This is a genomic window from Pararobbsia silviterrae, assembly GCF_003628125.1.
GTDB lineage: Bacteria > Pseudomonadota > Gammaproteobacteria > Burkholderiales > Burkholderiaceae > Pararobbsia > Pararobbsia silviterrae.
Window position 1 is genome coordinate 505,357 of the sequence record NZ_RBZU01000001.1, and the last position, 14,345, is coordinate 519,701.

Annotated in this window: 14 protein-coding genes; 10 read left to right on the top strand and 4 right to left on the bottom strand. The window is 65.1% G+C overall.

What is annotated here, in order from left to right; genetic code table 11:
• The first annotated feature begins 10 nt into the window (after positions 1 to 10).
• The 6 genes from D7S86_RS02290 (at position 11) to ptsP (ending at position 7,204) form a co-directional block, all read left to right on the top strand.
• A complete protein-coding gene (locus D7S86_RS02290; RefSeq protein ID WP_121082912.1) occupies positions 11 to 1,495 on the top strand; it encodes an ammonium transporter in 1,485 nt (494 codons plus the stop codon).
• A gap of 444 nt (positions 1,496 to 1,939) precedes the next feature.
• Positions 1,940 to 3,238 carry a glutamate--cysteine ligase gene (gshA, locus tag D7S86_RS02295; RefSeq protein WP_121082915.1) on the top strand — a complete coding sequence of 433 codons (1,299 nt, stop codon included), beginning with the start codon at positions 1,940 to 1,942 and terminating at the stop codon, positions 3,236 to 3,238.
• A 50-nt stretch (positions 3,239 to 3,288) separates the two neighbouring features.
• The gene (gene gshB, locus D7S86_RS02300) at positions 3,289 to 4,266 is read left to right on the top strand and encodes a glutathione synthase (RefSeq protein ID WP_121082918.1); all 978 of its coding nucleotides are present in this window, start codon (positions 3,289 to 3,291) and stop codon (positions 4,264 to 4,266) included.
• Between the two features lie 77 nt (positions 4,267 to 4,343).
• The gene (locus D7S86_RS02305) at positions 4,344 to 4,823 is read left to right on the top strand and encodes a PTS sugar transporter subunit IIA (RefSeq protein ID WP_121082921.1); all 480 of its coding nucleotides are present in this window, start codon (positions 4,344 to 4,346) and stop codon (positions 4,821 to 4,823) included.
• Complete coding sequence (locus D7S86_RS02310) at positions 4,795 to 5,064, top strand: HPr family phosphocarrier protein (protein WP_121082924.1); 270 nt, start codon at positions 4,795 to 4,797, stop codon at positions 5,062 to 5,064. The genes D7S86_RS02305 and D7S86_RS02310 overlap by 29 nt, the downstream gene beginning before the upstream one ends.
• Positions 5,065 to 5,449: 385 nt before the next feature.
• On the top strand, positions 5,450 to 7,204 hold the full coding sequence (gene ptsP / locus D7S86_RS02315; RefSeq protein ID WP_121084218.1) for a phosphoenolpyruvate--protein phosphotransferase: 1,755 nt from the start codon (positions 5,450 to 5,452) through the stop codon (positions 7,202 to 7,204).
• Positions 7,205 to 7,267: 63 nt separating this feature from the next.
• Here ptsP and D7S86_RS02320 read toward each other — a convergent pair whose 3' ends face one another.
• From D7S86_RS02320 to gpmA, 3 genes are all read right to left on the bottom strand, one after another.
• Positions 7,268 to 8,017, bottom strand: a complete 750-nt coding sequence (locus D7S86_RS02320; protein ID WP_121084220.1) for a HesA/MoeB/ThiF family protein — start codon at positions 8,015 to 8,017, stop codon at positions 7,268 to 7,270.
• A 198-nt stretch (positions 8,018 to 8,215) separates the two neighbouring features.
• Entirely contained in the window at positions 8,216 to 9,808 is a 1,593-nt protein-coding gene (locus tag D7S86_RS02325) for a S41 family peptidase (protein WP_121082927.1), read from the bottom strand.
• A gap of 533 nt (positions 9,809 to 10,341) precedes the next feature.
• On the bottom strand, positions 10,342 to 11,088 hold the full coding sequence (gene gpmA / locus D7S86_RS02330; protein ID WP_121082930.1) for a 2,3-diphosphoglycerate-dependent phosphoglycerate mutase: 747 nt from the start codon (positions 11,086 to 11,088) through the stop codon (positions 10,342 to 10,344).
• A 239-nt stretch (positions 11,089 to 11,327) separates the two neighbouring features.
• On the opposite strand from gpmA, the gene D7S86_RS02335 reads away from it, so the two are divergent.
• From D7S86_RS02335 to D7S86_RS02350, 4 genes are all read left to right on the top strand, one after another.
• Positions 11,328 to 11,735, top strand: a complete 408-nt coding sequence (locus D7S86_RS02335; RefSeq protein ID WP_121082933.1) for a rhodanese-like domain-containing protein — start codon at positions 11,328 to 11,330, stop codon at positions 11,733 to 11,735.
• A gap of 12 nt (positions 11,736 to 11,747) precedes the next feature.
• Complete coding sequence (gene grxC, locus D7S86_RS02340) at positions 11,748 to 12,038, top strand: glutaredoxin 3 (protein ID WP_121082936.1); 291 nt, start codon at positions 11,748 to 11,750, stop codon at positions 12,036 to 12,038.
• 156 nt (positions 12,039 to 12,194) lie between these two features.
• A complete protein-coding gene (secB, locus tag D7S86_RS02345) occupies positions 12,195 to 12,698 on the top strand; it encodes a protein-export chaperone SecB (RefSeq protein WP_121082939.1) in 504 nt (167 codons plus the stop codon).
• A gap of 11 nt (positions 12,699 to 12,709) precedes the next feature.
• Positions 12,710 to 13,723, top strand: coding sequence for an NAD(P)H-dependent glycerol-3-phosphate dehydrogenase (locus D7S86_RS02350; RefSeq protein ID WP_121082941.1), 1,014 nt, complete (start codon positions 12,710 to 12,712; stop codon positions 13,721 to 13,723).
• A gap of 151 nt (positions 13,724 to 13,874) precedes the next feature.
• Here the strand turns inward: D7S86_RS02350 and trmL are convergent, their stop codons facing one another.
• The gene (gene trmL / locus D7S86_RS02355) at positions 13,875 to 14,345 is read right to left on the bottom strand and encodes a tRNA (uridine(34)/cytosine(34)/5-carboxymethylaminomethyluridine(34)-2'-O)-methyltransferase TrmL (RefSeq protein WP_121082944.1); all 471 of its coding nucleotides are present in this window, start codon (positions 14,343 to 14,345) and stop codon (positions 13,875 to 13,877) included.

Below are 14,345 nucleotides of genomic sequence, written 5' to 3' on the forward strand. Positions count from 1 at the left end.
GAATTCGACCATGCGCAAACTTTTGTTGGCCCTTTTCATGGCGGGCTCGCTGCTCGGCGCCGGCGTCAGCTCGGCACTCGCGGACGATGCCTCCGCACCGGCGGCGGCGTCGGCTGATGCCGCACCCGCAGCAAGCGCTCCTGCAGCCAGCGCACCGGCGGCCGATGCCAGCGCGCCGGCTCCGGCCGCCGCAGCAGGCTCCGACGCCAGCGCAGCCGCTGCCGCATCCGATGCGGCCGCTGCCGCGCCGACGGCGCCGGTCTCGGTCGACTCGTCGAAGATCAATTCCGGCGACACGGCCTGGATGCTGACCTCGACGGCGCTCGTGCTGTTCATGACGATCCCCGGTCTCGCGCTGTTCTACGGCGGCATGGTCCGCAAGAAGAACGTGCTCGCGACGCTCATGCAAAGCTTCGCGATCACCTGTGTCGTGACGATCGTCTGGGTCGTCGTCGGCTACAGCCTCGCGTTCACGCCGGGCGGCGCGTTCATCGGCGGCTTCTCGCGCGTGTTCCTCTCGGGCCTCGCGTACGTCAAGGGTGACAAGGCGACGACGCTGACCGTGAGCCACCTCGCGACGACGATCCCCGAGTCGGTCTACATGACCTATCAAATGACGTTCGCGATCATCACGCCGGCCCTGATCACGGGTGCTTTCGCCGATCGTATGAAGTTCTCGGCCATGCTCGTGTTCATGACGCTCTGGTCGATCATTGTGTACTCGCCGATCGCACACATGGTCTGGGAACCGACCGGCTGGCTCGCAGCCGCTGGCATCCTCGACTTCGCAGGCGGCACGGTCGTTCACATCAACGCCGGTATCGCGGGTCTGGTGACCTGCCTCGTGCTCGGCAAGCGTGTCGGTTATGGCCGTGAAGTCATGGCGCCGCACAACCTCGTGCTGACGCTGGTCGGTGCCGCGATGCTGTGGGTGGGCTGGTTCGGCTTCAACGCGGGTTCGGCAGTGGCGGCAGATGGCCGTGCCGGTTTCGCGATGCTCACGACGCAAGTCGCGACGGCAGCCGCTGCGCTCGCCTGGATGTTCGCCGAGTGGATCTTCAAGGGTAAGCCGTCGGTGCTCGGTATCGCTTCGGGCGCAGTCGCGGGTCTGGTCGCCGTGACGCCGGCTTCGGGCTTCGTCGGCACGATCGGCGCGCTCGTGATCGGCATCGCTGCAGGCGTGGTCTGCTTCTGGTCGGCGACGTGGCTCAAGTCGAAGCTCGGCTACGACGACTCGCTCGACGCGTTCGGCGTGCACTGCGTCGGCGGGATTCTCGGCGCGTTGCTCACGGGTGTCTTCGCGGTCAAGGACATCGGCGGCGCGGACGGCAGCGTCATCCTGCAAGCCAAGGGCGTGCTGACCACGCTGGTCTACAGCGGCGTCGTGAGCTACATCCTGCTCAAGATCATCGACGTCGTCATCGGTCTGCGCGTGACGGAAGAAGAAGAACGCGAAGGCCTGGACGTCGTGCTCCACGGCGAGCATGTCGAGTAAGACGCAAGGCTCGGGCGCGCGGCGCGCGCCCGTTGCACGCAACAGGGTTTTATCGAGGTAGCAACGCGGTATTCGGACCCGCCTCCCGGCGGGTCTTTTTTTGCCTGTTTTTTTGCGTGCCGGACTCGCCTGGCGCATGCGGCCGTCGGCTGCGGGCGCCCGTCCCGCGAAACCGCGAAATCAGCCGCGCGCGCTCCGGCCTGTTTCGCGAACCGCTCTCTGCGTCCCGCCGTACCGGCGATTGCGCTTTCGTGATGGCCGGCGTGACGCCCGCACGACAAGCAAGGGCGCGTCCGGCGCGACCCTCGCGCATCGATTGATGCGTTCACGGAAAACTGGCCTCAAATCCCCATTTCCGTGCAAAGGACTTGTATTCCGACCGGTCATCCCCAGATGCGGGAGGCAGATACCCTACAATCGTCGTTCCCCCGTACAGAGAATTCCATGGTTCCGCACCTCGTCACCGCGCTCGATGGTCCGCTGCTCGACCTTGAACAGCGCGTTCTGGAGGCGACGCCGGCCATCGAGCGCTGGCTGCGCCTCGAGTGGATGGAGCACACGCCGCCGTTCTACTGCGGGGTCGATCTGCGCAACGCGGGGTTCAAGCTCGCGCCGGTCGATACGAATCTGTTTCCGTCGGGCTTCAATCATCTGGCGCCCGACGTCATGCCGCTCGCCGTGCAAGCCGCGATGGCCGCGATCGAGAAGATCTGCCCCGACGCGAAGAATCTGCTCGTGATCCCCGAGCGCCATGCGGGCGCGGGACGGCAGTCGTTTTACCTCGAAAACATGGTGCGGCTTGCGGCGATCATGCGTCAGGCGGGCCTCAACGTCCGGTTCGGCGCGCTCGACGACGAACTCCGCGAACCGCTGTCGCTGACCGCGGCCGACGGCCAGAAGATCGTCATCGAACCGCTCGAGCGCTCGCAGCGCCGGCTCGGACTCAAGAACTTCGATCCGTGTTCGATCCTGCTCAACAACGATCTGTCGCTCGGCACGCCGCAGGTGCTCGAAGACCTTCACGAGCAGTACCTGCTGCCGCCTCTGCACGCGGGCTGGAGCACGCGGCGCAAGTCGAACCACTTCAATTGTTACGACGACGTCGCCAAGCGTTTCTCGAAGATGCTCGACATCGATCCGTGGATGATCAATCCGTATCACGCGAGCGTGAGCGGCGTCTATTTCGAGACGCGCGAAGGCGAGGCGCAACTCGCCGAATCGGTCGACGCGGTCCTGCGGAAGATCGCGCGCAAGTATCGTGAATACGGTATCGAGGATGCGCCTTACGTCGTGATCAAGTCCGATTCGGGGACGTACGGCATGGGCGTCACGATCGTGCGCGACGCGTCCGAGGTGGCCGGACTCAACCGGCGCGAACGCAGCCGCATGGCGGTCGGCAAGGACGGTGTCGAGATTCGCAACGTGATCGTCCAGGAAGGCGTGCAGACGTTCGAACATGTCGAGGACGCCGTGGCCGAGCCCGTCGTCTACATGATCGACCGGTATGTCGTCGGCGGCTTCTATCGCGTCCATGGCGCGCGCACGAACGAAGACAATCTGAACGCGCCCGGCATGAAGTTCGTGCCGTTGCCGTTCGAACACGCGGCGCTGCCCGACGTGCACGCGAAACCGGGTGCGGCGCCGCCGAACCGGTTCTATCTGTACGGCGTGGTCGCGCGGCTCGCGTTGCTGGCGGCCTCGATCGAACTCGAAAAGACCGATCCCGAAGCGATCCAGGTCTGACGCGCGTACGCGTTCCCAACGAACCCAGCTCTGGCGACTCACAGGCCGACATGAATATTCTCTTTATCGCGGACCCGCTCGATCACTTCAAGATCTACAAGGACAGCACGTACGCGATGATGGCCGAGGCGGCCCGGCGCGGGTACCGCATCCATGCGTGCGAGCCGTCCGATCTCGCTTATTCGCGGGGTATCGTCGAGGCGCGCACGCAAGCGATCGAGCTCATCGGCGATCACCGCAATCACGAGCCGCATGTCTGGTATCGCGCCGAGCCGGCCGTCGTCGAACCGCTGACACGGTTCGACGCCGTGCTCATGCGCAAGGATCCGCCGTTCGACATGGAATACGTGACGTCGACCTGGCTGCTCGAACTCGCGGAGCGCGCGGGCGCGCGGATCTTCAATCGGCCTCAGGCGATTCGCGATCACTCCGAGAAGCTCGCGATCGGCGAATTCGCGCAGTTCGTCGCGCCGACACTCGTCACGCGCGACGCGGACCGGATCCGCGCGTTTCATGCCGAGCACCGCGACGTGATCCTGAAGCCGCTCGACGGCATGGGCGGCATGGGGATTTTTCGCGTCAAGGACGATGCGCTGAATCTGGGGTCGATCATCGAAACGCTGTCGGACAACGGCGCGCGCACGATCATGGCGCAACGCTTCATTCCGGAGATCAAGGCGGGCGACAAGCGCATCCTGCTGATCGGCGGCAAGCCGGTGCCGTTTGCGCTCGCGCGCATTCCGCAGGGCACCGAGGTGCGCGGCAATCTTGCGGCCGGCGGGATCGGCGTCGCGCAGCCGCTGTCCGCGCGCGATCTCGAGATCGCCGAAACGCTCGCGCCCGTGCTCGCGGCGCGCGGTCTGCTGCTCGTCGGCCTCGATTCGATCGGCGACTGGCTGACCGAGGTCAATGTCACGAGTCCGACGTGCTTCCGCGAGATCATGGATCAGACCGGATTCGACGTTGCCGGAATGCTGATCGACGCGCTCGAGGCCGCCGTCGGCCGGTCGGTGCGCGAGACGGTCTGATTCGCGCCTCGACGCGCGAGCGCGGGTACGCGGGTACAATCGGGGCCAATGGACGGAGTCCGGAATTCCGAGCAATCATGGCAGGCATACTGATCATCGCGCACACGCCGTTTGCGAGTGCGCTTCGCGACTGCATCGCGCATATCTACGGCGGTTTGCCCGCACGCATCGGATGTATCGATGTCACCCCGAGCTGTGATCCCGTCGAGCAACTGAGCCACGCGAGTGCTGAAGTCGAGCGGCTCAGGGAAGAAAACGGGGTGCTCGTGCTGACCGACCTCTACGGCGCGACGCCCGCGAATATCGCGGCGCGGCTCGCGGCGCTACCCGAGGTGCGCGTGCTGGCCGGCGTCAATCTGCCGATGCTCGTGCGCGCGGTCTGTTACCGTTCCACTCCGCTCGACACGCTTGTTGACAAAGCGCTTTCAGGCGGCGCGAAAGGCATTCAGGGCGTGATTCCACCATCGGTGGCCTCGCCGCTGACTTCGATTCTGTCTCCCTGCGAACCCGCAACCGAAACCGAGCACCATGCTGCAACAAGAAACGACGATTGTTAATAAACTGGGTTTGCACGCACGGGCTTCGGCCAAGCTCACACAACTGGCCGGGCGTTTCCAGTCGGAAGTCTGGATGACGCGAAACGGTCGCCGCATCAACGCGAAGAGCATCATGGGCGTCATGATGCTCGCGGCGGGGATCGGCTCGAAGGTCGAGATCGAGACCGACGGCGCCGACGAGGCCGAGGCGATGGAAGCGTTGCTTGCCCTGATCGCGGACAAGTTCGGCGAAGGGCAATGATCGAATGCGGGAACGGCGCGTGATGTGCCGGACGATGCGGTCGGTATCGATGCCGTCATGTGCTCGCCTTGTGCGCGCGTGATCGCGTCGAGCGCATATGTGACGATCGCGAGGCGGGTCACAAGTCCGATCGCGCGAGCGGCATAAGACCGACGGAAGTCCGATATATGGCCGACATCAGTCCGAATAAGGCCGACGTAAGGCCTTGCAACGCACCGGCATAGGCTGCGTCCGACGCGGACCGAACCTTATAATGCATCGAGCGGTCTACCTCTGCATCTGAACGCGGAGAGCGATGAATGACGCGCTGCGACAGCGGACGATCCGCATGTCTGCGCCATCGCACACCGCGGGCGCCATACAACAACCCATCACGGAGGCGCGCGTGTCGTTTACGCTGCACGGTATTCCGGTTTCCCGCGGCATTGCGATCGGACGGGCCTACCTCATCGCGCCGGCTGCGCTCGACGTCGATCATTATCTCGTCGAGCCGAATCAGGTCGAGGCCGAAGTCCGCCGCTTCTGCGCGGCGCAAGACGTCGTCCAGCACGAACTCGACACGCTGCGCGCCGATCTGCCGCCCGATGCGCCCAGCGAAATGGGCGCGTTCCTCAACGTCCACACGCTGATCCTGCGCGACGCGATGCTCGCCGAGGCGAGCGTCGAACTGATCCGTACGCGCCGCTATAACGCCGAATGGGCGCTGACCGAACAGCTTCAACTGCTCGGTCGCGTGTTCGACGACGTCGAAGACGAATACCTGCGCGAGCGCAAGGCCGACATCGAGCAGGTCGTCGAGCGCGTGCTCAAGGCACTCGCGGGCGCGCCGGTCGTCGCGGGCGAACTCGGGGCTGCCTGTGCGGACGAAGAGATGATCGTCGTCGCGCATGACATCGCGCCTGCCGACATGCTCCAGTTCAAATCGCAGACGTTTCGCGCGTTCGTGACCGACCTCGGCGGCCGCACGTCGCATACGGCGATCGTCGCGCGCAGTCTCGGCATTCCGGCCGCGGTCGGCGTGCAGCAGGCGAGTGCGCTGATCCGGCAGAACGATCTGATCATCGTCGACGGCGATCGCGGCATCGTGATCGTCGATCCGGCGCCGATCGTGCTCGAAGAATATTCGTACCGCCAAAGCGAAAAGGCACTCGAGCAGCGCAAGCTCCAGCGGCTCAAGTTCGCGCCCGCGCAAACGGTGGACGGCACGGCCATCGCGCTGTGCGCCAATATCGAACTGCCCGAGGACGCCGCCGCGGCCGTCGCGGCGGGCGCGGTCGGCGTGGGGCTGTTCCGCACGGAATTCCTGTTCATGAATCTCGGCAACCATATGCCCGGCGAGGATGAGCAGTTCGATGCGTATCGTCGCGCGGTCGACGGCATGGGCGGACATCCGGTCACGATCCGCACGATCGACGTCGGTGCCGACAAGCCGCTCGACTATCGCGATGAATCGCGCGACGGCTATGAGGTCGCGCCGAACCCGGCGCTCGGCCTGCGCGCGATCCGCTACAGCTTGTCCGAGCCGCAAATGTTTCTGACGCAGTTACGCGCGATTCTGCGCGCGTCGTCGCTTGGGCCGATCAAGATTCTGATTCCGATGCTCGCGCATGCGCGCGAGATCGATCAGACGCTCGACTTGATCGCCGAAGCCAAGCGTCAATGCGACGAGGCCGGGCACGCGTATGACCGCAATATCAAGGTCGGCGCGATGATCGAGATTCCCGCCGCCGCGATCGCGCTGCCGATGTTCCTGAACCGGCTCGACTTCCTGTCGATCGGCACGAACGACCTGATTCAGTACACGCTCGCGATCGATCGCGCGGATAACGCCGTCGCGCATCTATACGATCCGCTGCATCCGGCCGTGCTCCACCTGATCTCGCATACCTTGCGCGAAGCGAAGCGCGCGGGCGTGCCCGTGTCCGTCTGCGGCGAAATGGCCGGCGATCCGGCATTGACGCGTCTCTTGCTCGGCATGGGCCTCACCGAGTTCTCGATGCACCCGAGTCAGTTGCTCGAGGTCAAGCAAGAGGTGCTGCGCGCGCATATCCCGACTGTCGAGCGGCATGTCCAGGACGTGCTCGCCGCCTACGAGCCGAACGAGCTGCAGGCCGCGTTGCGACGGCTTGAGCGCTGCTGACGGGCGCTCAGTATCGAATCGTATCTGTCGATGTGACAGATCGCGGTGCGATGAACGCGCGGCTCACGGTTTGCCGCATACGGGGCATGTCGTCTGGCGCGGAGCGGCGAAGCTGTCCCAGCGCATCGAGAGCGCGTCGAACATCAGCAGACGGCCGACGAGCGGCGTGCCGAATGCGCCGATGACTTTCAACGCCTCGGTGGCCTGCATCGATCCGATGATGCCGACGACGGGCGCGAGCACGCCCATCGTCGAGCACGCGACCTCTTCGAACGCGTCGTCGGGCGGGAAGATGCAGGCGTAGCAGGGCGAGCCGGCGTCGCGCGCATCGAACGTCGCGAGCTGCCCGTCGAAACGCAATGCCGAACCCGATACGAGCGGCACGCGATGCGCGACGCACGCGCGATTGATGGCGTGCCGCGTGACGAAGTTATCGGTGCAATCGAGCACGACCGTCGCGGTCGGCACCAGCGTATCCAGCAACGCGGCATCCGCCCGTTGTGCGACGGTCGCGACCTGGGTCTGCGGATTCAGGCGCGCAAGCGTCGCGCGCGCCGAGTCGACCTTGCGCTCTCCGATCGTCTGCGTCGTGTGCGCGATCTGCCGCTGGAGATTCGTCAGATCGACCGTGTCTTCGTCGACGAGCGTCAGACGTCCGACGCCCGCGGCCGCGAGATACATCGCGACGGGCGAACCCAATCCGCCCGCGCCGACAATCAGCGCATGCGCGTCGAGAAAGCGCTGCTGCGCTTCGATGCCGACTTCATCGAGCAGGATATGGCGGGAATAGCGAAGCAGTTGATCGTCGTTCATCTCGTACAGGCGGCCCGCTTGGGTGCCCGCCACTTAGGTGCTCGATACATCGGCGCTTGATACGTCGGTGCTTATGCTCACGGGCTTGGTTTTTTGCGCCCGATATCGGCACCCGATAACGGCGCCCGATAAAAAAGCGGCCGGTGCATCATGCACCGGCCGCTCGCATTCTACGTCCGTGTCGCTGTCTTCGACGGCTTAGTGGGTCAGTTGGCCCGTCGGTGCCGACACCGGCAGCGGCGCCGAAGCCGACGACGCGGGGGCGGCCGGCGGAGCCGACGAGGCGCCCGCAGGCGTCGCGCTGGGTTTCGTGCTGCTGTCGTCTTCGGCGAACACGCGCTCGAACGGCGACTTCGAACGCACGACCGGCTTGCCTTGCAACTGGTTCAGCGCCTGCTGGAGCATGAAATCGTCCTTGGTGCCGAATTCGACCGGTGTCCGGTTGCGCTGCTTCTCGCGTTCGGCAGGCGTCAGCTTGTCGTTCTTCTCTTCGAGTTCGCGCAGCGCGTCCATGCGTTCCTGCTCGCGCTTCTCCTGCTCGGCCTTCTCGTTCTGGTCTTGCGTATTCGCGAGGTGGTTCGAGTAATCGACTTCGCGCGTGACGAGCGCGTCGTCGGGATCGCCGTCCGAGTACTGATCGACCGGTACGTCGGGGCGGATGCCCTTGTTCTGAATCGAGCGGCCCGACGGCGTGTAGTAGTACGCGGTCGTCAGGCGCAGCGCCGTATCGGCCGTCAACGGGCGCACGGTCTGGACCGAACCCTTGCCGAATGTCGTCTTGCCCATCGTGATCGCACGGTGATCGTCCTTCAGCGCGCCGGCGACGATTTCCGATGCCGATGCCGTGTACGGGCTCGTCAGCACGACCATCGGGATCGTCTTGAAGATCGAGGGCTCGTTCGCGAGCGGATCGGTGTCGAACGAAGGCAGACGGTAGTCCGAATACGTATCGCGGTAGACCTGCTTCGAGTCCGGAATCTGGCCGTTGGTCGACACGACGACCGAATCGTTCGGCAGGAACACGCCGGCGACGCCGACGCCGCTTTGGAGCAGACCGCCGCCGTTATTGCGCAGATCGAGCACGAGACCCTTGAGATGCGGGTCCTGACGCACGAGGTCCTCGAGCTTGGCCTCGAGGTCGGGCACCGTGCGTTCCTGGAAGCTCGTGATGCGCACCCATGCGTAACCGGGCTCGACGATCTTGGCCTTGACGCTCTGGATGCGGATCTCCGCGCGCGTGACCGTGACCGGGAACGTGCGCTCTTCGCTCTTGCGATAAATCGTCAGCGTGACCTTCGTGCCGGGCTCGCCGCGCATCTGCTTGACGGACTGGTCGAGCGTCATGCCGCGCACGGGCTTGTCGTTGATCCGCGTGATCAGGTCGCCCGGACGAATCCCGGCGCGGAACGCCGGCGTGTCTTCGATCGGCGAAATCACCTTGATCAGGCCGTCTTCCTGGCCGATTTCGATCCCGAGACCCGCGAATCGGCCGCGGGTCTGCTCCTGCAGGTCTTCGTAGTCTTTCTTGTCGAGATACGACGAGTGCGGATCGAGGCTCGACACCATGCCCTTGATCGCCGCGGTCAGCAGCTTCTTGTCGTCGACCGGCTCGACATAATCGTGCTTGATCTGTCCGAAGACTTCCGCGAGCAGTCGCAACTGTTCGAGCGGCAGCGGGGACGGGGCGTTGTCGGGTTGGGTGGCGGCGACTGCGGAGAATTGGTGGGTGGCCAGCACACCGGTCATGAGGCCGGCCGTGATCAAGGCCAGGTGTTTCACGTATTTGCGCATCGTAGAGATCGAAAGGTAAGGCGGCCGGCGGTGTCGCCGATGGGGCAGTATAACTAAGATCAACACAGCGTTGCCGACGGCAAGCCTTGCAATGACCCGACGCGACAAGGATTTCCGTGGCGAATCGCACATGTCGTGCCACCCCTTGTCGATCGTTGTCTTCGACGCGGCCCATGCGACAAGGTTCTCGATTCGAGACGGCGGGCGCGCCGCACGGCGGGCAGATGCAAGACTGGCGCGGGTTTGCGCGATGCGACTCCGGGTTTACACGTGTCGTGTTGTTCCGTGCCCGTGCACGGCTGCGACCGGTTTGAAACGGTCGAGACCGACGGGGGCATGCAACGAATGGTGATGTCGGAAGCGAGACGGCGTGTAGCGAGGGGTTGGCCGCGAGGTCGGTGCGGCGCAGGCATTCGGGGCCCGTCGGCCATGTAGGCGCGTCCCGCGCGCATCGCAGCCGCAGGCGAATCACGCGGGTGCTTTAAAACGCCGGACGACACCTCGCGCCCGGCGTCCGCGGTCCGTGACCGCGATCAGGCCGCCTTGCCCTGATTGGCGACGGCGGCTTGTGCCTTCGCGATCGCGTCGGCGTCACCGAGGTAGTAGTGCTTGATCGGCTTGAGCTCGGCGTCGAGTTCGTAGACGAGCGGCACGCCGTTCGGGATGTTGAGCGCGACGATGTCATCGTCGGAGATATTGTCGAGGTACTTGATCAGCGCGCGAAGCGAATTGCCGTGCGCGGCGATCACGATGCTCTTCCCGCTCTTGATGGCCGGTCCGATCGATTCGTTCCAGATCGGCAGCACGCGCGCGACCGTGTCCTTCAGGCACTCGGTCAGCGGCAGCTCGGCGCGCGGCACCTTCGCGTAGCGCGGATCGTTGTACGGCGCGCGCTCGTCGTCGGCCGTCAGCGCGGGCGGCGGCGTGTCGTAGCTGCGGCGCCAGACCAGCACTTGCTCGTCACCGTACTTCGCGGCCGTCTCGGCCTTGTTCAGACCCGCGAGCGCACCGTAGCTGCGCTCGTTGAGACGCCACGAATGGACGACCGGGATGTACATCTGGTCCATTTCGTCCTGCACGTGCCAGAGCGTGCGGATCGCGCGCTTGAGCACCGACGTGTACGCGATGTCGAAGCGATAGCCCGCGTCCTTGAGCAGGCGCCCAGCCTGGCGCGCTTCGTCGGCGCCCTTCTCGGTCAGGTCGACGTCGACCCAGCCAGTAAAGCGGTTTTCCTTGTTCCACGTCGATTCGCCGTGGCGGATCAGGACCAGTTTGTACATGGGATGTGCTTTCCGATGGTGATGCGGGGGTTGAACGGGATCCTGCGGCGAGCCCACGCGGGACCGGGTACCGACGCGGTCGCGCGCTTCGACGGGGGCTCGCATGATGGGACGCGAAGGCTCGGCGTGCGTCGATCGGCGATGATCACGGGCTGACCCTAAATGATCGAAGTCTGTGAGCCGTGGCGTCAAGCAGATATTTTATAATGCCGGCTCGCCACCTTACCGAACGGACTTTTGTGAGCTTCTTTTCGAATTACCTGAATATTGCGCTGATCGCGATCGCGGTCGTCTCGGGTGTGATGCTCGCGTGGCCGACGATCATGCGGCGCGGCCACGGCGTGTCGGCCGCCGACGCGACGCAGATGATCAACCGTCGCAACGCCGTCGTCGTCGATCTGCGCTCGACCGACGAATTCAGCAAGGGCCATCTGCCGCAGGCGCGCAGCGTGCCTTTCGAAACGCTGTCGGAAAAGGCCGCGCAAGTCTCGAAGAACAAGAGCGCACCCGTGCTGCTCGTGTGTCAGACGGGCCAGCGCGCGCGCAAGGCCGAGCAGGTGCTGACCGAGGCCGGCTACGCGGAAGTCTACACGCTGCAGGGGGGAATCGAGGCGTGGCAAACTGCCGGCATGCCGGTGGTCAAATAAGGAGCCCGCACCATGAGCAGCAGCGCGAATGAAGCGCAAGTCGAGAACAAGGTCGTGATGTACAGCACGACCGTCTGCCCGTATTGCCAGATGGCCGAGCGTTTGCTTCGCGCGCGCGGCGTCGAGCATATCGAGAAGATCCTGATCGACCGGGAGCCGGGCAGGCGCGAAGAAATGATGACGCGGACCGGTCGACGCACCGTCCCGCAAGTCTTCATCGGTCAGCAGCATGTCGGCGGCTTCGACGACCTCTCGGCGCTCGATCGCCGCGGAGGGCTCGTGCCGCTGCTCGAATCTGCCTGATTGCGGCGCGGATGCCGTCCGCCGCGCATGCGGCGACCGGCGTCAGGCGCTCAAGTTGAACAATCCGAGGGCGCCTAGCGGGGTTTTGCGACACCGCCAGGCGCTTTGTCATGGTTGCGCGGCATTGTCTTATCGTTTTTCCACCAAGGAATTTTCATGGCAGACCAGAATAACCAGCCGTTCTTCAATATCCAGCGCATCTACCTGAAGGACCTGTCGCTCGAACAACCGAATTCGCCGGCGATTTTCCTCGAGACGGAGATGCCGTCGGTCGAAGTCGAAGTCGACGTCAAGGCTGAAAAGCTCGCCGACGGCGTGTTCGAGAGCATCGTGACGGGCACGATCACGGCGAAGGTCAAGGACAAGGTCGCGTTCCTCGTCGAAGCGAAGCAAGGCGGCATCTTCGACATCCGCAACATTCCGAACGAACAGCTCGATCCGCTGCTCGGCATCGCGTGCCCGACGATCCTGTTCCCGTACCTCCGCGCGAACATCGCCGATACCGTGACGCGCGCGGGCTTCCCGCCGATCCATCTGGCCGAAATCAACTTCCAGGCGCTCTACGAGCAGCGTCTCGCACAGTTCCAGGCGCAGCAAGGCGCGGCGAACGGCGGCGACGCATCGAGCGTCATCGCCGACGCATCGCAAAGCAAGCACTGAGCGGCTCGCGCATGAAAGTCGCAGTACTCGGCGCGGGCGCCTGGGGGACGGCGCTCGCCGCGCATCTCGGCGAACGCCACGATACGGTGCTCTGGGCGCGCGATGCGGCGCTCGTCGAGGCGCTCGCGCGCGATCGCCGCAATACCGCGTACCTGCCGAGCGCCGCGCTTCCCGATGAGCTGCGCTATGAGCCCGATCTCGCGACCGCGATTCGTCACGCGAGCGGCGACGATGCGCTCGTCGTCGTCGCGACGCCCGTTGCGGGGCTGCGCACGACGTGCGAGACGATGCGCGACGAGGTCGGCGTGCCGTCCAATCTGATCTGGCTGTGCAAGGGCTTCGAGCAGGCGACCTCGTTGATGCCGCATCAGGTCGTGCATGCGGTGCTCGGCGCGCATCCGAGCTGCGGCGCGTTGTCGGGACCGAGTTTCGCGCGCGAGGTGGCCGCGCATCTGCCCGTCGCGTTGACGATCGCGAGCGCGTCCGAAGTCTGTCGCGCGCGCACGGTCGAGGCGTTTCACGCGGGCGCGATGCGCATCTACACGGGCGACGACGTCGTCGGCGTCGAAGTCGGCGGTGCGGTCAAGAACGTGCTCGCGATCGCGACGGGGATCTCCGACGGGCTGCAGCTCGGGCTCAACGCGCGCGCCGCGCTCGTGACGCGCGGACTCGCCGAAATGACGCGCCTGGGCGTCGCGATCGGCGGCCATGCCGAGACTTTCATGGGTCTCACGGGCATCGGCGATCTGATCCTGACCGCGACGGGCGACCTGTCGCGCAATCGGACGGTCGGCCTCGAACTCGCGAAGGGCCGTACGCTGGCCGATATCCTCGGCAGCCTTGGCCATGTCGCCGAAGGCGTGCGCTGCGCGCAGGGTGTCGCGGCGGTGGCGCGTGCGCATCATGTCGAGATGCCGATCACCGAAACGGTCTGCGCCGTCCTGTTCGATGGACTCCCGCCCGCGGAAGCCGTCGATGCGCTGCTGCGTCGCGATGCGCGCGCCGAAGGGGCCGCGGCGAGCTGATCGCCGTTGCGCCGCGAAGCGCTGGGTGGTCGCGGCGCGCGACGGGGGCGTCGGACGGGGCATCAAGTCGGCGGCGCGTTCGTGTGCCGCCTTCTGTTTGCGTGGTCTGCGTGGTTGGCGCGCGGCGCGTGATGCACGCGCCGCTTCTTGTTCACGCGCCGCCTTCGAATCCCTGTTGTCTCCACGCTTCGTAGACGACGACCGCGACCGTGTTCGACAAGTTCAGACTCCGGTTGCCAGGGCGCATCGCGAGCCGTACGCGCTGCGCCGTCTCGAACCGTTCAAGCACATCCGCGGGCAGTCCGCGCGTCTCCGAACCGAAGACGAACCAGTCGCCGGGCCCGAACGCATGGCCGTGAAACGGGCTCGACCCGCGCGTCGTGAAGGCGAACATGCGCGCCGGATCCGGCTGCTCGCGCGCGATGAACGCATCCCAATCCGCATGGACGGTCATTTCCGCGTACTCGTGATAATCGAGTCCCGCGCGGCGCATCTTCGCATCGTCGAGCGGGAAGCCGAGCGGCTCGATCAGATGCAGTCGCGCGCCGGTATTCGCGCATAGCCGGATCACATTGCCCGTGTTCGGCGGAATTTCAGGGTGTACGAGTACGACGTTGAACAT